Origin of the sequence: Pseudomonas sp. Pseusp16, assembly GCF_047324915.1 — a bacterium.
In the GTDB taxonomy this organism is placed as follows: Bacteria; Pseudomonadota; Gammaproteobacteria; order Pseudomonadales; family Pseudomonadaceae; genus Aquipseudomonas; species Aquipseudomonas fluorescens_CD.
Genome location: NZ_CP168522.1, coordinates 4,551,007 through 4,573,137, shown reverse-complemented (window position 1 = coordinate 4,573,137; position 22,131 = coordinate 4,551,007). Strand labels below are relative to the sequence as shown.

Annotated in this window: 16 protein-coding genes and 2 tRNA genes; 14 read left to right on the top strand and 4 right to left on the bottom strand. The window is 60.9% G+C overall.

Features of this window, described 5'->3' with window-relative positions:
* Nucleotides 1-11 precede the first annotated feature (11 nt).
* The 12 genes from ACEN8Q_RS20775 to ACEN8Q_RS20720 all read left to right on the top strand — a co-directional run bounded on the left by ACEN8Q_RS20775 (nucleotide 12) and on the right by ACEN8Q_RS20720 (nucleotide 15,017).
* Nucleotides 12-1,511: an NAD(P)H-hydrate dehydratase gene (locus tag ACEN8Q_RS20775; RefSeq protein ID WP_413425426.1), complete on the top strand. Its 1,500-nt coding sequence runs from the start codon at nucleotides 12-14 to the stop codon at nucleotides 1,509-1,511.
* Nucleotides 1,499-1,969 (top strand): tRNA (adenosine(37)-N6)-threonylcarbamoyltransferase complex ATPase subunit type 1 TsaE, encoded by a 471-nt coding sequence (tsaE, locus tag ACEN8Q_RS20770; protein ID WP_413425424.1) that lies wholly within the window; start codon nucleotides 1,499-1,501, stop codon nucleotides 1,967-1,969. Before ACEN8Q_RS20775 ends, tsaE begins: the two co-directional genes overlap by 13 nt.
* Entirely contained in the window at nucleotides 1,970-3,400 is a 1,431-nt protein-coding gene (locus ACEN8Q_RS20765; RefSeq protein ID WP_413425422.1) for an N-acetylmuramoyl-L-alanine amidase, read from the top strand.
* Nucleotides 3,397-5,307, top strand: a complete 1,911-nt coding sequence (gene mutL / locus ACEN8Q_RS20760; RefSeq protein ID WP_413703672.1) for a DNA mismatch repair endonuclease MutL — start codon at nucleotides 3,397-3,399, stop codon at nucleotides 5,305-5,307. Before ACEN8Q_RS20765 ends, mutL begins: the two co-directional genes overlap by 4 nt.
* A complete protein-coding gene (miaA, locus tag ACEN8Q_RS20755; protein WP_413425418.1) occupies nucleotides 5,307-6,278 on the top strand; it encodes a tRNA (adenosine(37)-N6)-dimethylallyltransferase MiaA in 972 nt (323 codons plus the stop codon). Before mutL ends, miaA begins: the two co-directional genes overlap by 1 nt.
* Nucleotides 6,279-6,372: 94 nt before the next feature.
* Nucleotides 6,373-6,633: an RNA chaperone Hfq gene (gene hfq / locus ACEN8Q_RS20750; protein WP_007902656.1), complete on the top strand. Its 261-nt coding sequence runs from the start codon at nucleotides 6,373-6,375 to the stop codon at nucleotides 6,631-6,633.
* Nucleotides 6,634-6,645: 12 nt separating this feature from the next.
* The gene (hflX, locus tag ACEN8Q_RS20745) at nucleotides 6,646-7,947 is read left to right on the top strand and encodes a ribosome rescue GTPase HflX (RefSeq protein WP_413425416.1); all 1,302 of its coding nucleotides are present in this window, start codon (nucleotides 6,646-6,648) and stop codon (nucleotides 7,945-7,947) included.
* 96 nt (nucleotides 7,948-8,043) lie between these two features.
* A complete protein-coding gene (gene hflK / locus ACEN8Q_RS20740) occupies nucleotides 8,044-9,219 on the top strand; it encodes an FtsH protease activity modulator HflK (protein ID WP_413425414.1) in 1,176 nt (391 codons plus the stop codon).
* A complete protein-coding gene (gene hflC, locus ACEN8Q_RS20735; RefSeq protein ID WP_413425412.1) occupies nucleotides 9,219-10,088 on the top strand; it encodes a protease modulator HflC in 870 nt (289 codons plus the stop codon). The genes hflK and hflC overlap by 1 nt, the downstream gene beginning before the upstream one ends.
* A gap of 310 nt (nucleotides 10,089-10,398) precedes the next feature.
* Nucleotides 10,399-11,586 carry an ATP phosphoribosyltransferase regulatory subunit gene (locus ACEN8Q_RS20730; RefSeq protein WP_413425410.1) on the top strand — a complete coding sequence of 396 codons (1,188 nt, stop codon included), beginning with the start codon at nucleotides 10,399-10,401 and terminating at the stop codon, nucleotides 11,584-11,586.
* 54 nt (nucleotides 11,587-11,640) lie between these two features.
* Nucleotides 11,641-12,933 carry an adenylosuccinate synthase gene (locus tag ACEN8Q_RS20725; protein WP_008016891.1) on the top strand — a complete coding sequence of 431 codons (1,293 nt, stop codon included), beginning with the start codon at nucleotides 11,641-11,643 and terminating at the stop codon, nucleotides 12,931-12,933.
* A gap of 149 nt (nucleotides 12,934-13,082) precedes the next feature.
* A complete protein-coding gene (locus tag ACEN8Q_RS20720) occupies nucleotides 13,083-15,017 on the top strand; it encodes a methyl-accepting chemotaxis protein (protein ID WP_413703671.1) in 1,935 nt (644 codons plus the stop codon).
* A gap of 121 nt (nucleotides 15,018-15,138) precedes the next feature.
* On the opposite strand, the gene ACEN8Q_RS20715 is transcribed toward ACEN8Q_RS20720, so the two are convergent.
* The 4 genes from ACEN8Q_RS20715 to ACEN8Q_RS20700 all read right to left on the bottom strand — a co-directional run bounded on the left by ACEN8Q_RS20715 (nucleotide 15,139) and on the right by ACEN8Q_RS20700 (nucleotide 18,348).
* Nucleotides 15,139-16,686, bottom strand: a complete 1,548-nt coding sequence (locus tag ACEN8Q_RS20715) for an ABC transporter permease (RefSeq protein WP_413703670.1) — start codon at nucleotides 16,684-16,686, stop codon at nucleotides 15,139-15,141.
* The gene (locus ACEN8Q_RS20710) at nucleotides 16,686-17,696 is read right to left on the bottom strand and encodes an extracellular solute-binding protein (RefSeq protein ID WP_413425404.1); all 1,011 of its coding nucleotides are present in this window, start codon (nucleotides 17,694-17,696) and stop codon (nucleotides 16,686-16,688) included. The genes ACEN8Q_RS20715 and ACEN8Q_RS20710 overlap by 1 nt, the downstream gene beginning before the upstream one ends.
* Nucleotides 17,697-18,007: 311 nt before the next feature.
* Nucleotides 18,008-18,094 (bottom strand) — tRNA-Leu (locus ACEN8Q_RS20705).
* Between the two features lie 167 nt (nucleotides 18,095-18,261).
* Nucleotides 18,262-18,348: transfer RNA gene (locus tag ACEN8Q_RS20700), tRNA-Leu, on the bottom strand.
* A gap of 224 nt (nucleotides 18,349-18,572) precedes the next feature.
* On the opposite strand from ACEN8Q_RS20700, the gene rnr reads away from it, so the two are divergent.
* Entirely contained in the window at nucleotides 18,573-21,209 is a 2,637-nt protein-coding gene (gene rnr, locus ACEN8Q_RS20695; protein WP_413425402.1) for a ribonuclease R, read from the top strand.
* Complete coding sequence (rlmB, locus tag ACEN8Q_RS20690; RefSeq protein ID WP_413425400.1) at nucleotides 21,206-21,973, top strand: 23S rRNA (guanosine(2251)-2'-O)-methyltransferase RlmB; 768 nt, start codon at nucleotides 21,206-21,208, stop codon at nucleotides 21,971-21,973. Before rnr ends, rlmB begins: the two co-directional genes overlap by 4 nt.
* Nucleotides 21,974-22,131 lie beyond the last annotated feature (158 nt).

Here is a 22,131-nt window from a genome sequence, read left to right as displayed (position 1 = left end):
CCTGAAGACGCATGCCGCACACTAAAGATGAATTACCCGACGTGCTGTACGGTGCAGCACAGGTGCGAGCGCTCGACGCACGGCTGATCGCCGCGGGCACGCCGGGCTTCGAATTGATGCAGCGCGCAGCCCGCGCAACGTGGCGGGCGCTGGTTCGGCAATGGCCGTCGGCGAATGAATTGACCGTGCTCGCCGGGCATGGCAACAACGCTGGCGACGGTTATCTGGTGGCCGTGCTGGCACGGCGTGCCGGGTGGCAGGTGCGCGTGTTGGCGGTCGGTGATCCGCAGCGCTTGCAGGGCGATGCAGCGCTGGCCCATACCGAGGCGCTGGCTGAAGGCGTCGCGGTGCAGGGCTGGAGCGGCCAGGGCGAGTTGCGTGGTGTTGTCCTCGACGCCTTGCTCGGCACCGGTCTGAGCGGCGAAGTGCGCGAGCCTTGCTCTGCCGCCATTAAAGCGATCAACGCCAGCGGCCTGCCGGTGACGGCGGTCGATATTCCTTCCGGACTGTGTGCCGACACCGGGCGAGAGTTGGGTGTCGCAGTGCGCGCCGATCTCACAGTGACTTTCATCGGGCTGAAAGCAGGCCTGTTCACGGGCGATGCAGCGGATCACGTCGGCGAGCTGGTGTTCAACGATCTGCAAGCCACGGCCGAAACATACAGTGATATTCCCGTTCGCGCCCGACGTCTCAACGCGGTTAATCTTCCGCGGCCGGCGGCTCGCCCACCGACGTCTCACAAGGGGCGTTTCGGGCATGTGCTGTTGATCGGTGGCGATCATGGCCTTGGCGGAGCGATCCTGCTCAGCACCGAAAGCGCATTGCGCAGCGGCGCTGGAATGGTTTCGCTGGCAACCCGTCCCGAGCATCTGTCAGCGGCGTTGAGTCGAGTGCCGGAAGCCATGGCGCTGGGCACTTCGTCGGCCAATCAGTTGATGGGGCTGCTGGAGAAAGTCTCGGTGCTGGTGGTCGGTCCGGGCCTCGGGCAGGCCGGTTGGGGGCGTTCATTGTTGTCGGTCGCCGCTAACGCGCCATTGCCGCAAGTGTGGGATGCCGACGCGTTGAACCTGCTGGCAGGCGGTTTTGTCCGTTTGCCCAAGGATTGTGTGATCACTCCGCATCCGGGCGAAGCGGCACGTTTGTTGGGGATCAGCACTGCCGAAGTGCAGGCTGATCGCCTGGCCGCAGCGCTGGCGTTGAGCAAGAAATATTCGGCAGTGGTGGTGCTGAAAGGTGCCGGCAGCCTGATCGCCCATCCCGACGGACGTCTGGGGCTGTGTCATCAGGGGCATCCGGCGATGGCCACTGCCGGTTTGGGCGATGTACTGGCCGGTTTGCTCGGCGCGTTGCTGGCCCAGGGCATGGAACCATTCGACGCGGCCTGCCTGGCGGTCTGGCTGCACGCCAATGCCGGTGAACAACAAGGAAAATTTGGCCGTGGGCTGGCGGCCAGTGATCTGATTCCAGCCATTCGTCAGTTGTTGGAGGAGCAAGCACCGTGTCTGAAGTAACCCTGTACCTGGCCGATGAGCAGGCCATGAGCGACTTTGGCGCACGCATTGCCCGAATCACCCAAGGCCATGGCCTGATTTTTCTCGAGGGTAACCTGGGGATGGGCAAAACCACGTTGTCCCGAGGCATCATCCGCGGTCTGGGGCATGTCGGGGCTGTGAAAAGCCCGACCTTCACCTTGGTCGAACCCTACGAAATCGGCGACATTCGCGCCTTCCATTTCGATTTGTACCGTCTGGTCGATCCGGAAGAACTGGAGTTCCTCGGTATTCGCGACTACTTCGAAGACGATGCCCTGTGTCTGATCGAGTGGCCCGCCAAAGGTGCAGGCTTTTTGCCAAAGCCGGACCTGACCATTACCATTAGCCCGCAAGACAGCGGGCGTTCGCTGAAAATTTTATCCCAGGGCTCGCGTGGCGAGGCCTGGTGTGCCGCTTTGGCATTGGAATCCAAATAGATGATGGGGTTAGGTATGCGCTTTCGCGCGTTGATGGCTGCCGTAGGGGTGTTGTTTTTGGCGGTAACCGTCGACGCTGTGGCCGATTCGAAGGTCAACAGTGTTCGTCTGTGGCGGGCACCGGACAACACACGACTGGTGTTTGACCTGACCGGCCCGGTGCAACACAGCGTCTTTACCCTGACGGCTCCGGATCGCCTGGTCATCGACATCAATGGCGCGACCCTCGGTGCACCACTCAACGTCAACACCTCGAATACCCCGATTACCGCCATGCGCTCGGCTCAACGCACGCCGACCGACCTGCGGGTGGTCATCGACCTGAAAAAGGCCGTGACACCGAAAAGCTTCTCCCTGGCGCCGAACGCCCAGTACGGCAACCGGTTGGTAGTCGATCTGTTCGATAACGCCGCAGATGCCGCGCCTTCTCCAGCACCAACGCCATCGGTCGCCACGGTGCCCGCCGTGCCGGTCACGCCTGCCGAGCCGGCAATCAAGCTACCGCCCGCCCCGGCCGGCAAGCGCGACATCATTGTGGTGATCGACGCCGGACACGGTGGCGAAGACCCGGGGGCATCGGGCTCTCGCGGTGAACGCGAGAAAGACGTGGTGTTGCAGATCGCCCGCGAATTGCAGCGCCAGATCAACGGCATGAAAGGTTTCCGCGCCGAACTGACCCGTACCGGCGACTACTTCATTCCGTTGCGCGGCCGTACCGAAATTGCCCGCAAGAAAGGCGCGGACCTGTTTGTCTCGATCCACGCCGACGCCGCGCCTTCTGCCGCCGCTTTCGGTGCCTCGGTATTTGCCCTGTCTGACCGCGGTGCCACTTCGGAGACGGCCCGCTGGCTGGCCGACAGCGAAAACCGTTCCGACCTGATCGGTGGTGCCGGCAACGTCAGCCTCGATGACAAGGACCGCATGCTCGCCGGCGTGCTGCTTGACCTGTCGATGACGGCATCCCTGACGTCCAGCCTGAACGTGGGCCAGAAGGTCCTGAGCAACATTGGCCGGGTGACGCCTCTGCACAAGCAACGGGTCGAACAGGCCGGGTTCATGGTACTGAAGTCGCCGGATATTCCGTCGATCCTGGTGGAAACCGGGTTCATCTCCAACGCCAACGAAGCCTCGAAGCTTGCCGCGTCGAACCACCAGCAGGCGCTGGCGCGTTCGATCAGCAGCGGCGTGCGCCAGTTCTTCCAGCAGAACCCGCCACCGGGCACTTATATTGCCTGGCTGCGCGACTCCGGCAAGATTGTACAAGGTCCACGTGACCACCGCGTCAACCCGGGCGAGACCCTGGCGATGATCGCCGTGCGCTATCAGGTGTCGCCCGCGACCCTGCGCAGCGCCAACAACCTGTCGAGCGATGAGCTCAAGATCGGTCAGCACCTGACTATTCCGGGCACTGAATTGGCGGCCAAAGAATGAATCAGGTTGTGAACGGTGGCGCTCGAATCGAGCTGCTCAGCCCGCGACTGGCGAACCAGATTGCGGCGGGTGAGGTGGTCGAACGTCCGGCTTCGGTGATCAAGGAGTTGCTGGAAAACAGCCTCGACTCCGGCGCCAGGCGTATCGATGTCGATGTGGAGCAGGGCGGCGTCAAGCTGCTGCGGGTGCGCGACGATGGCAGCGGCATTTCCGCCGATGACCTGCCGCTGGCGCTGGCCCGTCACGCCACCAGCAAGATCCGTAACCTGGAAGACCTCGAACAGGTCATGAGCCTGGGGTTTCGTGGTGAGGCCCTGGCATCGATCAGCTCCGTCGCGCGCCTGACCCTGACCTCCCGAACCCGTGACGCCGACCAGGCCTGGCAGGTCGAGACCGAAGGGCGTGACATGGCGCCTCGCGTGCAGCCAGCGGCCCACCCGGTGGGCACGTCGGTTGAAGTGCGCGACCTGTTCTTCAACACGCCGGCGCGGCGCAAGTTTCTCAAGAGCGAAAAAACCGAATTCGATCACCTGCAGGAAGTGATCAGGCGCCTGGCCCTGGCGCGCTTCGATGTGGCGTTCCATCTGCGCCACAACGGCAAGACCATCCTCAGCCTGCACGAGGCCCATGATGATGCGGCCCGTGCCCGGCGTGTGGCGGCGATCTGCGGGCCGGGCTTCCTGGAGCAGGCACTGCCGATCGAAATCGAGCGCAACGGCCTGCATCTATGGGGCTGGGTCGGCTTGCCGACCTTCAACCGCAGCCAGGCCGATTTGCAGTATTTCTTCGTCAATGGCCGTGCCGTACGCGACAAACTGGTGGCCCACGCCGTGCGCCAGGCCTATCGCGACGTGCTGTTCAACGGTCGGCACCCGACCTTTGTACTGTTTTTCGAAGTCGATCCGACTGGCGTCGACGTCAACGTGCACCCGACCAAGCACGAAGTGCGCTTCCGTGAAGGACGCATGGTCCACGATTTCCTCTATGGCACCTTGCACCGCGCCTTGGGCGATGTGCGGCCCGACGATCATCTTGCGGCGCCGGTTGCCACTGCATTCGTCCGGCCTACCGGCCTTGAAGCCGGTGAATTCGGACCCCAGGGCGAAATGCGCCTGGCCGCCAATGCGCTGCTGGAGCAGCCTCAGGCTCAGCCGTCCTTCAATACGCCGGCAGGTTCGGGTTCTGGCGCCGGTTATCAGTACCAATACACGCCGCGTCCGCAGTCCGGTGTGCCTGTCGCCGAGGCGCAGGCCGCCTATCGCGAGTTTTTTGCGCCGCTGCCCGAGGCCAATGCCGTCGCGCTACCGGCCGGGCAAGACGACATTCCGCCGCTGGGTTATGCACTGGCACAACTCAAGGGCATCTACATTCTTTCGGAAAACGCTCAAGGCCTGGTGCTGGTGGATATGCACGCCGCCCACGAACGAATCATGTATGAGCGTTTGAAGGTGGCGATGGCCAGCGAGGGCCTGAGCGGCCAGCCGTTGCTGGTGCCGGAGTCCCTGGCCGTCAGCCAGCGTGAAGCCGATTGCGCCGAGGAGCACGTCGCCTGGTTCCAGCGCCTTGGCTTTGAATTGCAGCGCCTGGGCCCGGAAACCCTGGCGATCCGGCAGATTCCGGCGCTGCTCAAGCAGGCCGAAGCCAACCGGCTGGTCGCCGACGTCCTGGCCGACCTGATGGAGTTCGGCACCAGCGACCGCATCCAGGCACACCTGAACGAATTGCTCGGGACCATGGCCTGCCACGGTGCGGTTCGGGCGAATCGGCGTTTGGCCCTGCCGGAAATGAACGGTCTGCTGCGTGACATGGAAAACACCGAGCGCAGCGGTCAATGCAACCATGGCCGACCGACCTGGACCCAGCTGGGCCTGGACGATCTGGACAAACTGTTCTTGCGCGGTCGTTGATGAACCAGTTCCCACCTGCGATTTTCCTGATGGGGCCGACTGCCGCCGGCAAGACCGACCTGGCCATCGAACTCACCAAAGTCCTGCCCTGCGAGTTGATCAGCGTCGATTCGGCGCTGGTCTACCGTGGCATGGACATCGGCACTGCCAAGCCTTCCAAAGAGCTGTTGGCGCAATATCCGCATCGTCTGATCGATATTCTCGACCCGGCCGAGAGCTATTCGGCTGCGGAATTCCGTCGTGACGCCCTGCAAGCCATGGCCGATATCACCTCGCGTGGAAAAATTCCGTTGCTGGTGGGCGGCACAATGCTCTATTACAAGGCTTTGGTTGAGGGCCTGGCGGATATGCCGGCCGCCGATCCCGACGTCCGTGCGCAAATCGAAGAAGAGGCTGCACGCCTTGGCTGGCAAGCCTTGCACGAACAATTGGCGGTGATTGATCCGGAGTCTGCGGCGCGAATACATCCGAACGATCCCCAGCGGTTGAGTCGAGCACTGGAAGTTTATCGTGTCAGCGGTCAAAGCATGACTGCCCTGCGTTTGCGACAATCTGTGCAAAGTACCGAAGCAGCCGCTTCGGGACAGCAACAATTGCCCTATACTGTTGCGAACTTGGCCATTGCTCCGGCAAATCGCCAGGTACTGCATGAGCGAATTAAACAAAGATTCACTTTAATGTTGGAACAGGGATTCATTGACGAGGTCGTAGCCCTGCGTAAGAGAAGTGACCTGCATGCCGGGTTGCCGTCTATACGTGCAGTAGGCTATCGCCAAGTCTGGGACTACCTGGATGGCAAGCTGACGTCAGCCGAGATGCAGGAGCGTGGAATCATTGCCACGCGCCAATTGGCGAAACGCCAGTTCACCTGGCTGCGCAGCTGGACTGATCTGCATTGGCTGGACAGTCTGGATTGCGACAATCTGCCGCGCGCCTTGAAATACCTTGGGACCATCTCCATATTGAGCTGAGTCCTTGCAATTGCCGTCTATCCTTGGGGGTGTGGCGGCCAAAGCCATCTGTTTACCTATTTTTTTATATTGAATCCTTAAAGGAGTGCGGCACATGTCAAAAGGGCATTCGCTACAAGACCCTTACTTGAATACTTTGCGTAAAGAAAAAGTTGGGGTGTCCATCTACCTGGTCAACGGTATCAAACTGCAAGGCACGATCGAGTCCTTCGACCAGTTCGTTATCCTGCTGAAAAACACCGTCAGCCAGATGGTCTACAAACACGCGATCTCTACAGTGGTGCCGGTTCGTCCAATTCGTCTGCCTAGCGCAACCGAATCCGAAGCAGGTGACGCTGAGCCAGGTAACGCCTGATAGGAGTCTCCTTTGTTCTTTGAGCGCCACGGTGGTGGTGAGCGAGCCATTCTCGTTCACTTGGATGGTCAGGACCCTGAGGCGCGCGAAGATCCGCAGGAGTTTCAGGAGTTGGCAATGTCGGCAGGCGCCGAGACCGTCGCGTTTTTCAACGTGCCGCGTAATCGGCCAACCGCCAAATACCTGATTGGCAGCGGCAAGGTCGAGGAGTTGCGCGACCTGGTCAAAGCCGAGCAGGTAGATCTGGTGATTTTCAATCACATCCTCACGCCCAGTCAGGAACGTAACCTCGAACGTGTTTTCGAGTGTCGCGTGATCGACCGCACGGGTCTGATTCTCGATATTTTCGCCCAACGCGCCCGCACCCATGAAGGCAAGCTCCAGGTCGAACTGGCCCAGCTTGAGCACATGAGTACGCGGCTGGTTCGCGGCTGGACTCACCTTGAACGGCAGAAAGGCGGTATCGGCCTGCGCGGTCCCGGTGAAACCCAGCTGGAAACCGACCGGCGCCTGTTGCGGGTTCGCCTGCGGCAGATCAAGGGGCGCCTGGAAAAGGTCCGCAGCCAACGCGAGCAATCGCGCCGTGGCCGCAAGCGGGCGGACATTCCGACGGTTTCGCTGGTGGGTTATACCAACGCCGGCAAATCGACGCTGTTCAACTCGGTGACCGATTCCGACGTTTTCGCCGCTGACCAGCTCTTCGCCACCCTCGACCCGACGCTACGCCGACTCGAACTCGAGGACCTCGGGCCGATCGTGCTGGCAGACACCGTGGGCTTCATTCGTCACTTGCCGCACAAACTGGTTGAAGCTTTTCGGGCTACGCTCGAAGAGTCGAGCAACTCCGACCTGTTGCTGCACGTGATCGACTCTCATGAACCCGAGCGTATGGCCCAGATTGAACAGGTCATGGTGGTGCTCGGAGAGATCGGGGCTCAAGACTTGCCGATCCTGGAGGTCTATAACAAACTCGATTTGCTCGAGGGCGTGGAGCCGCAGATCCAGCGGGATGCCGATGGCAAGCCGCAGCGGGTCTGGCTTTCGGCGAAAGACGGTACAGGGCTGGACCTGCTCAAGCAGGCCGTGGCCGAGTTGCTTGGCGATGAATTGTTTGTTGGCACCTTGCGATTGCCGAACCGATTTGCTCGACTGCGTGCGCAGTTTTTCGAACTTGGTGCGGTACAGAAAGAAGAACACGATGACGAAGGCATCAGTTTACTGGCCGTTCGTTTGCCGCGGGCCGAATTGAATCGGCTGGTGAGCCGCGAAGGTTTGCAACCGATGGAATTCATCGAGCAACACACTTTGCAATAAAAGCCTGAGAAAGCGGTTGTGTCGTGGTGACAGGCATTCTGTAGCATTGGTCGGCGCGCCGTGGGTGCGTCTTTGCTTTATCAGATGGAGAGCGCTATGGCTTGGAATGAGCCGGGTGGCAACTCGAATAATCAGGATCCTTGGGGTGGCAAGCGTCGTAACAACGGCGACCGCAAGGGACCACCAGATCTCGACGAGGCCTTCCGAAAGCTGCAGGAAAGCCTGAACGGTTTGTTCGGTGGTGGTAAGAAACGTGGTGGCGACGACGGCGGTGGTCCGGGCAAGAGTGGCGGCTTTGGCGGCCTGCTCGGCATCGGCCTGGTCGTGCTGGCCGCCGTTTGGCTGTACAGCGCGGTTTATGTCGTCGACGAGCAGGAGCAAGCCGTGGTGCTGCGCTTCGGCAAGTACTACGAAACCGTGGGTCCGGGCCTGAATATCTACTTCCCGCCGATCGACAGGAAGTACATGGAAAACGTCACGCGCGAGCGTGCCTACACCAAGCAGGGCCAGATGCTGACCGAAGACGAGAACATCGTCGAAGTGCCACTGACCGTGCAGTACAGGATCAGCAACCTGCAGGACTTCGTGCTGAGCGTCGACCAACCGGAAATCAGCCTGCAGCACGCGACCGACAGCGCCTTGCGCCATGTGGTGGGTTCCACCGCAATGGATCAGGTACTGACCGAAGGTCGTGAATTGATGGCCAGCGAAATCAAGGAGCGCCTGCAACGCTTCATGGACACCTATCGCACCGGTATCACCGTTACCCAGGTCAACGTACAGAGCGCAGCGGCACCGCGCGAAGTTCAGGAAGCCTTCGATGACGTGATCCGTGCCCGGGAAGACGAGCAGCGTTCGCGCAACCAGGCCGAAACCTATGCCAACGGCGTCGTGCCGGAAGCTCGTGGCCAGGCCCAGCGCATCCTCGAGGATGCCAACGGTTATCGTGACGAAACCGTCTCGCGCGCCAAGGGTGAGGCCGACCGCTTCACCAAGCTGGTCGCCGAGTACCGCAAGGCGCCTGAAGTTACCCGCCAGCGCCTGTACCTGGACACCATGCAGGAAGTCTTCAGCAACACCAGCAAGGTTCTCGTGACCGGCAACAAGAACGGCCAGAGCAACCTGCTGTACCTGCCGCTGGACAAGATGGTCGAAAGTGGTCGCAGCACCAGCACTCCGATGAGCAGCAGTGCGGCAGCCACCAGCAATGAAGCGAATACGCGTGCGGCAGCAGATCTGCAGCAGCAGGCACGTACCAGGGAGAGTCGCTGATGAGCAATAAATCGCTGATCGCCCTTATTGTCGGCGTCGTCGTGGCGATCGCAGCCTGGAACTGCTTCTACATCGTGGCTCAGACCGAGCGTGCGGTGTTGCTGCAGTTCGGTCGCGTGGTCCAGACCGATGTTCAGCCAGGCCTGCACGTGAAAGTGCCTTACGTTAACCAGGTGCGCAAATTCGACGCACGCCTGATGACGCTGGATGCACCGACGCAACGCTTCCTGACGCTGGAAAAGAAAGCCGTGATGGTCGATGCCTTCGCCAAGTGGCGCGTGAAGGACGCAGAGCGTTTCTACACCGCGACTTCCGGCCTCAAGCAGATCGCCGACGAGCGTCTGTCCCGTCGTCTGGAGTCGGGCCTGCGTGACCAGTTCGGTAAGCGCACGTTGCACGAAGTGGTCTCCGGTGAGCGCGATGCGCTGATGGCGGACATTACTGCTTCGTTGAACAAGATGGCTGAAAAAGAGCTGGGCATCGAAGTTGTCGATGTTCGGGTCAAGACCATCGACCTGCCGAAAGAAGTGAACCGCAGCGTGTTCGAGCGTATGAGCACCGAGCGTGAGCGTGAAGCTCGCGAGCACCGCGCCAAGGGTAACGAGCTGGCCGAAGGCATCCGTGCCGACGCCGATCGTCAACGCCGCGTGCTGCTGGCTGAAGCCTATCGTGAATCCGAAGAGGTTCGCGGTGACGGCGATGCCCAGGCTGCTGCGATCTACTCCAAGGCGTACGGTCAGGATCAGGAGTTCTACGCGTTCTACCGTAGCCTGCGCGCCTACCGTGAAAGCTTCGCGAACAAATCCGACGTCATGGTTCTCGACCCAAGCAGCGACTTCTTCCACTACCTGGAAAAAGCCAAGCCTTGATACGGCGTTGACCTGAATCCTCCCGCCGGGCGGCTAAAACCTCTGGCGGGGTGATCCTTTGGGAAAACGTGTGTATGATGCGGCAGCCGGGAAATTCCCGGCTTTTTTGCGTCTGCATGTTTGATTGCTGTTTTTAAGCGGACGCCGGGCCGATTGGCTCGACAGTTTTTCGAGGAAAGTGGTTGGCGAAGCCGGTAGAAGGGCTTTTCGCTCCGTCGCTCATGCGCGTGGATTGTGTATGAGCTGATCATTTTCTGCTTCACTCAAGGCTCGCCGACAGGCTGGTCGCCCGGATATAGGGGAAGGCGTAATGGCAACGGTAGACCGCTGGCTTCTGCCAGATGGCATCGAAGAAGTACTGCCACCGGAAGCGGCGCGTATTGAAGTCGCGCGTCGTCAGGTGTTGGATCTGTTCCAGAGCTGGGGTTACGAGTTTGTCGTGACTCCCCATATCGAGTACCTGGAATCCCTGCTGACTGGCGCGGGCCAGGACCTGGACCTGCGGACCTTCAAGGTCATCGACCCGCAATCGGGCCGGCAAATGGGTTTCCGTGCCGACATCACGCCGCAAGTGGCGCGCATCGATGCGCACACCCTGCGCCGCGAAGGTCCGAGCCGTCTGTGTTATGCAGGTAGCGTGCTGCATGCTCAGCCTCGTGCCTTGTCGTCCTCGCGCAGCCCGATCCAACTGGGTGCCGAGCTGTACGGCGACGGCAGCCCGAGCAGCGACGTCGAAGTCATCAGCCTGATGCTGGCCATGCTGCAACTGGCCGATGTGCCGGATGTGCACATGGACCTCGGCCATGTCGGCATCTATCGCGGCCTGGCCCGCGCCGCCGGTTTGTCTGGTGAAGTTGAACAGCAGTTGTTCGATGCGTTGCAACGCAAGGCCATCGACGAGGTCATTACCTTGACCGAGGGCTTGCCGGCCGATCTGTCAGCCATGCTGCGCGCACTGGTCGATCTGTGCGGTGGTCGTGAGGTGCTGGTGGCTGCCCGTGAACGCCTGGCCAAGGCTCCGGCGCAGGTGACGGCGGCGCTGGACGACCTGCTGGCGATTGCCGAGCGATTGTCCGTACGTTTCCCTGAGCTGCCGCTGTATTTCGACCTGGGCGAGCTGCGCGGTTACCACTACCACACCGGTGTGGTGTTCGCCGTGTTCGTGCCGGGTGTTGGCCAGTCCATTGCCCAGGGCGGTCGTTACGACGACATCGGCGCCGACTTCGGTCGCGCCCGTCCGGCAACCGGCTTTTCCACCGATTTGAAAACCCTGGTGACCCTGGGGCGTGCTGAGATCGAGCTACCGTCTGGCGGTATCTGGATGCCTGACAGTACGGATGCAGCACTCTGGCAGCAGGTTTGCCAGTTGCGCAGTGAGGGTCAGCGTGTCGTTCAGGCCTTGCCTGGACAACCTTTGGCCGCCGCCCGTGAAGCGGACTGCGACCGGCAATTGATTCAGCAGAACGGGCTTTGGCAAGTATCGCCACTGGCTTCTTGAGTTTTCCTGCCGGCTGCCGCCGGCACCAAGTTTGCGCGAATGAGGACAAGTGTTATGGGTAAGAATGTCGTAGTCCTGGGCACCCAATGGGGTGATGAGGGCAAAGGCAAGATCGTTGATCTGCTGACCGAACATGCTGCCGCCGTAGTGCGCTACCAGGGTGGCCACAACGCTGGCCACACCCTGGTGATCGACGGTGAAAAGACCGTCTTGCACCTGATTCCGTCGGGCGTGCTGCGCGAAGGCGTACAGTGCCTGATCGGCAACGGCGTGGTGGTTGCACCTGACGCCCTGATGCGTGAAATCGTCAAGCTGGAAGAGAAAGGCGTACCGGTGCGCGAGCGCCTGCGTATCAGCCCTTCCTGCCCGCTGATCCTGTCCTACCACGTAGCGCTGGACCAGGCCCGTGAAAAGGCCCGTGGCGAGCTGAAGATCGGCACCACCGGTCGCGGCATCGGCCCGGCGTACGAAGACAAGGTTGCACGTCGCGGCCTGCGCATCGGCGACCTGTTCCACCGCGAGCGTTTCGCCGCCAAGCTGGGCGAGTTGCTGGATTACCACAACTTCGTACTGGTCAATTACTACAAAGAGCCAGCCATCGACTTCCAGAAGACTCTGGACGAGTGCATGGAGTACGCCGAGCTGCTCAAGCCGATGATGCTGGACGTCACTGCCGAGCTGCACAACCTGCGTCGCGCCGGCAAAGACATCATGTTCGAAGGCGCCCAGGGCTCCCTGCTGGACATCGACCACGGTACCTACCCGTACGTCACCAGCTCCAACACCACCGCTGGCGGTATCGCTACCGGTTCGGGTGTTGGCCCGATGTTCCTGGATTACATCCTCGGCATCACCAAGGCCTACACCACCCGTGTTGGCTCGGGTCCGTTCCCGACTGAGCTGTTCGACGACGTGGGTGCATTCCTGGCCAAGCGTGGCCACGAGTTCGGTGCGACCACCGGCCGTGCCCGTCGTTGCGGCTGGTTCGATGCTGTCATCCTGCGTCGCGCCATCGACGTCAACAGCATCTCGGGCCTGTGCCTGACCAAGCTCGACGTGCTGGACGGCCTGGAAACCATCAACATCTGCGTTGGCTACAAGAACGCTGACGGTGCAGTGATCGACGCACCGACCGATGCCGACAGCTACATCGGCCTGGAGCCAGTGTACGAAGAGATGCCGGGCTGGAAAGAATCCACCCTCGGCGCCAAGACTCTGGAAGAGCTGCCGCAGGCTGCACGCAACTACATCAAGCGCGTCGAAGAGTTGGTCGGCGCGCCGATCGACATTATTTCGACGGGTCCTGACCGCAACGAAACCATCGTTCTGCGTCATCCGTTTGCTTGATAAGTCGTTGATGTAAAACACAAAGGCCCCTTAATCGGGGCCTTTGTCGTTTATGCCTGTCGAACGGCATGACCTTTGCTGTGAACATTAAAAAAGCATTGCTTCCGGCGTGCTATCAATTTAATGGCGCCAAAGCAGAGGGATTTCAGATGTCGGCCGTTCTCTCATTGTTACAAAGCCGTTTGTTGCGGCCCGTGTTCGTTACCCTGGGTATCGCCCTTTTGGTGCAGGTGCTGGTGGCTGTTGCTCTGACCCGGAGCACGGTGACCGCGCTGGAAGCCGATCTTGGCATGCGCCTGGGCGCGGACAGCCAAAAGCTCTCCGCTGAGCTCGAGCAGGCAGGGCGCGAAGTCACATCCAGTCTGGACAGCCTCTCTACCAGTACACGCCAGCGCCTCACGGCCGGTTTATCCTCACGTCTTGAGGAAGAGCAGGCGCAATTGCGTTCGACCCTGGAAAAGGACCTGAAGGACTCCGCCAGCGACATGGCACAGCTTCTGGCTTCAGTCGCGCCCCGCGCCATGTGGGACAACGACGTTCCGACACTGTCCGAGTTCGCCCGCCGGGCCCAGCGCAATCCCAGTGTGCTGTTCGTGGTGTATGACGACGCCACTGGCCAGCACCTGACGCGCTACCTCAACCGGGAAAACCCGATCAACAAGGCACTGCTGGAAAAAGGCCAGGGCGAGCGGGCGCTCGACAAGGTGCTGGATGCGGCGAAAAACGACCCTTCGGTCTTCTACGTCGAGGCTTCGATCAACCCCAATGGCGTGGAAATCGGCAAGGTCCTGATGGGGGTCTCGACTGCTTCGGTGGAGACTGATCTCGCGGCCCTCGACAAGCGCTTCGCGGCCTTGATCGCCAGCAGCGATCAACTGGTGGGCGACAGCCTCAAGGGCGCGGCCGCCGACAGCGCAGCGGCCATGCGTTCGCGTCTGCAGTCGGCTCAGTCCACGGCGGCTGAAATGAAAGCCAACACCACCGGCACCGTACAGGAAGCGGCCGCGACATTGCGCTGGCGTATCGGTGTGTGTCTGGCGGTGGTGGGTTTCGGTGTCTTGCTGTTGTTGGCGGTGGTGCTCGGTCGCCGAGTGGTCAATCGCCTGAAAATGCTGATCGTTGCCATGGATGACCTGGCGGCGGGCGAGGGCGATCTGACCAAGCGTGTGCAGATCAACAGCAAGGACGAGATCGGCGACATGGCCTCGGCGGTCAATCGCTTTGTGGATAAGTTGCAGCCGATCGTGCGCGAGGCGGGCGATGTGGCCCAGCGTACCGGTGTGGAAATTGGCGCCATGACCTTGCGCAATGCCGGTGCGGATGCGGCGGCAGGCATGCAGCGCGACGAGGTGGCGGAGAGTTTGCGTGCCTTGTCGCAGATGGCTGATGAAGCGCAGTCGGAAAGCCACGCCATGCAGGCGGCGCTGAAGCAGGTCGTGGACATTCGTCAGGCTACCGACGAAAACACCCGGACCTCGGCGAAAGTCGGCAGCCTGATCGAGGAGTTGGCGGGTCAGGTCAACACCGGTGCGCAAGTGATCGAGCGCCTGGCACAGCAAAGTGAGCAGATCGAAGTGGTGTTGACGGTAATTCACGGCATCGCTGAACAGACCAACCTGCTGGCGCTGAACGCGGCTATTGAAGCGGCGCGTGCCGGCGAGACCGGGCGCGGGTTTGCGGTGGTGGCAGATGAGGTGCGGGCGCTGGCGAGCAAGACGCAGAGCTCCACCGGCGATATTCAGGCGCACATCGTTGCGTTGCAGCAAGGTGCGCGTGAGGCGGTGGCAGCGATTGGTCAGGCCGGGCGCCAGGCCAGTGAAGGTTTGCTGGTGCTGCGCGACAGTGCCCGGTTGCAGCAGTCGGTGCAGGCATCCGTCGAGCAGGTCCACGCGGCGATCGGTTTGGCTACCCAGGCTGCGGCGCATCAGGCGCAGGGCGCGCAGGCCGTGCGAGGGCGGGTCCAGACCATTCACGCCCAGGCCGAGAAAGCGGCGCAGGCTGTCGTGGAGACCACGGCGAGCGGCAAGGTGCTCGATGGTCTGGCGGCGCAGTTGAAGGCGAGCCTGGGGCAGTTCAGGGCTTGACGGGTTGCCTGGCCCGACCCCTTCGCGAGCAAGCCCGCTCCCACATTTAATCTCTGCTGTTCACAAATAGTGAGTTCACAGCAGATCCAGTGTGGGAGCGGGCTTGCCCGCGAAGGCGATCTCAGCGACTCAGATACATCCGCGTCGTCAGCAGATAAACCGGCAATCCCGACACCAGAATCAACAGCGCCGCATAAGGTGCCGCCGCCGCAAACTCCACATTCGCGGTATGCGCCCACACCTCTGTCGCCAAGGTATTGAGTCCGGTCGGGCTCAGCAGCAGTGTCGCCGTCAGTTCCTTCATCGCATCCAGGAACACCAGCGCAAAGGCCGCCCCCAGCGCCGGAAAGATAATCGGCAGTGTCACTCGGCAAAAAGCGCTGAATGATGAGGCGCCCAGCGTACGTGCCGCCTCTTCAAGTTGCGGCGCCGCTTTGTTCAGGGCGGTGCGGATCGGTGCCTGGGCCAGTGGCAGAAACAACAGGGCGTAGGCGATGAGCAGCAACGCCGAAGTCTGGTAGAGCATCGGCACGTAGTGCAGGGCGAAATACACCAGGGCCAGGGCAATGACCAGTCCTGGCAGGGCGTGCAGCAGATACGGCAAGCGCTCGGCCCAGATCGCCAGTTGACCTTTGTAGCGTACGACCAGCAGGCCGACCGGCACCGCCAGCACCAGGCAAAACCCCGCGCCTCCCAGCGACAGTGCGAGGGATGACAGCAATGCTTCGCCGATTGCCGCCACGGGAAAGGCTGCCGATGATCCCACCGCCAGCCAGTAGGCCAGCATGCCCAGCGGAATCCCGCTGCCAATGATTGCCAGCAGCAGGCAATAAAGCTGTCCCGCCACTGCCCATGGCCCCAGTTGAACCTGTTCCGCGTGTCGCGCCGCTCCCTGGCCGGTGCGCACGTGTCGACCCTTGCCGCGCACGCGTAGCTCCAGCCACAGCAGCGCCAGGCACAGCGTCAGCAGTACGGCAGAGAGCATCGCCGCGTTGGCATTGCTGAACTCCAGCTCGAACTGTTGATAGATCGCCGTGGTGAAGGTTTGCAAGCCGATGATCGACAGGGCGCCGAACTCCACCAGCATGTGCAGCGCAATCAGCAGCGAGCCCGCCAGCAACGATGGCCAGAGCAGGGGCAAGGTGACGCGGAAAAACACTCCCCAGCGATTCTGGCCCAAGGTGCGGGCCGATTCTTCAAGGGATGGATCAAGGTTGCGCAGGGTTGCCGCCACAGGCAGAAAAATCAGCGGGTACTTGGACAGGCTCATCACCAGGATCGCCCCGCCGAGCCCCTCAAAGTGCGCGCTCAGCGAAACCCAGGTGAAGCTGCTGACAAAGGCCGGTACGGCAAACGGCAGGCACAGGATTACACCCCAAATCCTGCGTCCCGCCAGATTGCTGCGTTCGAGCAGCCACGCCAGTGACAGGCCGATCACGCCGCAGGCGAGGGTGACGCCCAGCATCAATGCAAGGGTGTTGCGCAGCAGGCCGAATACGTAGGGCCGCCACAGCAGGTGCAAGGCTTGGGCCCAGCCTGCTTGCCAGGCTTTGAGTCCGACATAGGCCAGCGGCAGGAAGCTGAGTACGACCAGCAGCGATACCGGCAACACCAACCCTATGGGGGGACGCTTGCGGCGCAGGCTGGCGACAGATAGCGATGCGCTCATCAGTTCAAGCCAACGTCGCGTTCCAGGTCCAGGGCTTCTTCGGCATTGCCGAGGTCGGCTGGCGTCACGTTCGGCGCCTGCAGTTCGCTGAATGGCTTGAGCCCGCGATCAGATTCCATGCCTTTGTGCAGAGGGTATTCGGCGGTGGTCTGGGTGATCACGCGCTGGCCTTCCTCGCTGGCCATATAGGCGAGCAATTGCTGTGCTTCCTGGGGGTGTTTGCTGGATTTGAGGACTGCTGCACTGGAAACGGTGATGAGCCCGCCGACATCGCCGCCTGTGAAGTAATGCAGCTTCGAGTCGAGCTGGCCTTTTTCACGCTGCAGGGCGAACCAGTAGTAGTTGTTGACCAACACAGTGGCCACTTCGCCATTTTCCACGGCTTTCAGTGCAACCATGTTGTTGCTGTAGGTCTTGCCGAATGCGCGCAGTCCGGTCAGCCATTCTTCGGCGGCGTCCATGCCGTGCACCTTGATGATCGCGACGGCCTGTTCCTGGAAGGCGCCGCTGGTGGGCACGAAGCCGACTTTGCCTTGCCATTTGGGGTTGGAGAAATCCATCACCGAGGCGGGCAAGTCTTTTTCATCGATCAGCTTCGGGTTGAAGGCGACGACGCGCACCCGGGCGGTCACGCCAATCCAGGTGCCGTTGCCGGCCACGTATTCCTTGGGCAGAACGGCCAGTGTGGCGTCATCCGTCTTGGCCAGCAGGCCTTGTTCGCCGAGTTTGTTCAGTGGCGGCGACTCTTCGGTGTAGATGACGTCGGCGGGGGAGCGATCGCCCTCTTCGACGATCTGACTGGCGAGCTGATTGCTGCTGCCTTTGCGCACATTGACGTGGATGCCGGTCTTGGCTTCGAAGGCTTTGGCGACTGCGTCGCCGACTTCCTTGTGTTGGCCGTTGTAGAGAGTCAGGGAAACCGGGTCGGCGGCTTGGGTGAGGGGAGTGGCGAGTGCCAGGCCAAGCAGGGTAATGGTCAGGCCGCGGCGCAGGGTATTTCGAAACATCATTCGCAGGGTTCCTCACTGTCGCATTGCAAAAACTTGCAACAATGATAAACGATATTGTTTCTCAAATGCGCCTTGCGGTGGCTGGCATATGTTTGCTAATTGGCTCACATCCCTTGTAGGAGCGAGCTTGCTCGCGATGGACGTGAACGTAATCGAGGGTTGTCTGAAGAAATGCGTCGCCTGAGCATGCATCGCGAGCAAGCTCGCTCCTACAGGGAGAGGGGGGGAGACGTGTTTTCAAATGCCAGAAACGCAAAAACCCGCTTTCGCGGGTTTTTGTGAAATCCAAGGCCGTAACCTTGAATTTGAATTGGTGCCCAGAAGAAGACTCGAACTTCCACGGCCGTAAGGCCACCAGCACCTGAAGCTGGCGTGTCTACCAATTTCACCATCTGGGCATTCATCTTCAGCGTTGCCGCTGTTGATGTGGCGCACTATACGGAGAGCGTTTTGATCTGTAAACCCCTGATTTTAAAATTAATAAACCAGGGGGCTAAAATGCAAAAACCCGCTTTCGCGGGTTTTTGTGTGAGCCTTGAAATTGATCTAATCTCAAGCTCGAAATTGGTGCCCAGAAGAAGACTCGAACTTCCACGACCGTAAGGTCACCAGCACCTGAAGCTGGCGTGTCTACCAATTTCACCATCTGGGCATTATCGGCAACGTCTGCGTCGTCGATGGCGCGCACTATACGGAGCGTCTTTTTAACTGTAAACCCCCGGCCTCAAAAAAACCTGAAAAAATTCACCAGCGGTCTGCAATTCAGCTTTGATGTGTCGATACAGGGCTTTAGATGGGTCGTCTTAGCTTGAAATTTCCCGTTTCATTACGCCTATGCCAAACTAACCCGCATATAGACAAGGTGAAAACTCTCTAATGGCCGATTGGCAGTCCCTCGATCCCGAGGCCGCTCGTGAAGCGGAAAAATATGAAAACCCCATTCCTAGCCGCGAACTGATCCTTCAGCACCTTGCTGATCGAGGTTCGCCTGCTAACCGCGAGCAACTGGTCGAAGAGTTTGGTCTGACCACGGAAGACCAGATCGAAGCCCTGCGCCGCCGCCTGCGCGCCATGGAGCGCGATGCTCAACTCATCTATACCCGTCGCGGCACTTATGCGCCGGTGGACAAGCTCGACCTGATCCTGGGCCGCATCAGCGGTCACCGCGACGGCTTCGGCTTCCTGGTGCCGGACGACGGCAGTGACGACCTGTTCATGAGCCCGGCGCAGATGCGTCTGGTGTTCGACGGTGACCGTGCCCTGGCCCGTGTATCCGGCCTGGACCGTCGCGGTCGCCGCGAAGGCATGATCGTCGAAGTGGTGTCCCGCGCCCACGAAAGCATCGTCGGTCGCTACTTCGAAGAGGGCGGTATCGGTTTCGTCGTTGCCGACAACCCGAAGATCCAGCAGGAAGTGCTGGTCACACCGGGCCGTAACGCCAACGCGCAGATCGGTCAGTTCGTCGAAGTGAAGATCACTCACTGGCCGACGCCACGCTTCCAGCCGCAAGGCGACGTGGTTGAAGTCGTGGGTAATTACATGGCGCCGGGCATGGAGATCGACGTTGCCCTGCGTACCTATGACATTCCCCACGTCTGGCCCGAGGCCGTGCTCAAGGAAGCCGGCAAGCTCAAGCCGGAAGTCGAAGAGAAAGACAAAGAGAAGCGTATCGACCTGCGTCATCTGCCGTTCGTCACCATCGACGGCGAAGATGCCCGCGACTTCGATGACGCGGTCTACTGCGAAGCCCGTCCGGGCAAGCTGCGCCTGTTCTCCGGCGGCTGGAAGCTGTACGTGGCGATTGCCGACGTATCCAGCTACGTGAAGCTCGGTTCGGCGCTGGATGCCGAGGCGCAGGTTCGCGGCAACTCGGTGTACTTCCCCGAGCGCGTGATTCCGATGCTGCCTGAGCAGCTGTCCAACGGTTTGTGCTCGCTGAACCCGCAAGTCGATCGCTTGGCCATGGTTTGCGAGATGACCATCTCCAAATCCGGCGAGATGACCGACTACTGCTTCTACGAAGCGGTGATCCACTCCCATGCCCGCCTGACCTACAACAAGGTCAGCGCGATGCTGGAAACGCCGAAAGCCACCGAGGCGCGCAAGCTTCGCGGTGAATACACCGACGTGGTGCCGCACCTCAAGCAGCTCTACTCGCTGTACAAGGTATTGCTGGCCGCCCGTCACGTACGTGGCGCGATCGATTTCGAAACCCAGGAAACCCGGATCATCTTCGGTTCCGAGCGCAAGATCGCCGAAATCCGGCCGACCATTCGCAACGATGCGCACAAGCTGATCGAGGAATGCATGCTGGCGGCCAACGTGGCCACCGCCGAGTTCCTGAAAAAGCACGAAATCCCTGCGCTGTATCGCGTTCACGATGGTCCGCCACCGGAGCGCCTGGAAAAGCTGCGCGCCTTCCTCGGCGAGCTCGGCCTGTCCCTGCACAAAGGCAAGGATGGTCCGTCGCCGAAGGATTACCAGGCACTGCTGGCCGGTATCAAGGATCGTCCGGATTTCCACCTGATCCAGACCGTCATGCTGCGTTCGTTGAGCCAGGCGGTGTACAGCGCCGATAACCAAGGCCACTTCGGCCTGAATTACGAGGCGTACACGCACTTCACTTCGCCGATCCGCCGCTACCCGGACTTGCTCACGCACCGGGCGATTCGCAGCGTGATCCATTCGAAGCAGGACACCCCGCACGTTCGTCGTGCCGGTGCGATGACGATTCCGAAGGCGCGCATCTATCCGTACGACGAAGCGGCCCTGGAGCAGCTCGGCGAGCAGTGCTCGATGAGCGAGCGCCGTGCCGACGAAGCGACCCGCGACGTGGTGAACTGGCTCAAGTGCGAGTTCATGAAGGATCGCGTGGGCGAATCGTTCCCGGGTGTGATCACCGCGGTGACCGGTTTTGGTCTGTTCGTCGAGCTGACCGATATCTACGTCGAAGGCCTGGTGCACGTCACTGCGCTGCCGGGCGATTACTACCACTTCGATCCTGTGCACCACCGCCTGGCCGGTGAGCGTACCGGTCGCAGTTTCCGCCTTGGCGACACCGTGGAAGTGCGGGTCATGCGCGTCGACCTCGACGAACGCAAGATCGACTTCGAGATGGCTGAAAAAACCATCAGCGCGCCGATCGGTCGCAAAAAGCGTGGCACGGAAGCGGCAGCACCTGCGGCCCTCTCTACAAAAACAGTCGCAGAACCGGCCCCGGCGAAAACCGGTCGTCGTCCTGCCAAGGAAAAGGCTGTCGAGGCCTATCGCCCAAGCGATGCGGCGGCGAAAAACGCCGAAGTGCGCAAGAGTCGTGAAATGAAACAGGCGTTGCTGGCCGGTGCGAAAAGCGGCGGTAAAGCGGCGTCTGGGGGAAAGACCAGCCGGTCGGCGCCTGACAAGGCTGTCGGCGGCAAACCAGCCAAACCGAGCAAACATCGTAAAGGTCCGCCAAAAGCGGGCTCGGCTCCAGCCAAGACTGGCGGGGCGCGTAAACCTAAGGCCAAGCCATGAGTCAGTTGGAAAAGATCTACGGCGTACACGCTGTAGAAGCGTTGTTGCGTCATCACCCGAAACGCGTAAAGCAGATCTGGCTGGCCGAAGGTCGCGGTGATCCGCGGGTGCAGACGTTGATCGAACTGGCCAACGAAAACCGTGTCCAGATCGGCCAGGCCGAGCGTCGTGAAATGGACGCCTGGGTTGAAGGCGTGCACCAGGGCGTGGTGGCGGACGTAAGTCCTAGCCAGGTCTGGGGCGAGGCGATGCTCGACGAACTGCTTGATCGTACCGAGGGCGCCCCGTTGTTGCTGGTGCTCGACGGCGTGACCGATCCGCACAACCTCGGCGCCTGCCTGCGTTCTGCCGATGCGGCGGGTGCACTGGCTGTGATCGTGCCGAAGGACAAGTCCGCGACCCTGACGCCGGTAGTGCGAAAGGTTGCCTGCGGTGCGGCGGAAGTGATTCCGCTGGTGGCCGTGACCAACCTGGCGCGCACCCTGGAAAAGCTCCAGCAGCGTGGCTTGTGGGTTGTCGGTACGGCGGGGGAGGCCGAAGTCAGTCTGTATGACCAGGATCTCACCGGGCCGACCATCCTGATCATGGGTGCCGAAGGCAAGGGCATGCGTCGCCTGACCCGCGAGCATTGTGACTACCTGGTGCATCTGCCGATGGCCGGTAGCGTCAGCAGTCTCAACGTGTCGGTAGCGACTGGCGTGTGCCTGTTCGAGGCGCGGCGTCAGCGCGGTGCGAAAGCCGCAGCGGCCGCCAAGAAAGCCTGATTGGCGCACGACCGACTTGTAGGAGCGAGCTTGCTCGCGAAGGACTCAAGATCACCGCGGGGCATCAGCTTCCCCTCGTTATCGTTGACGACCTTCGCGAGCAAGCTCGCTCCTACAGTGCTTTTGGGTGTCGAGGTTTGTTCAAATAATCACCAATT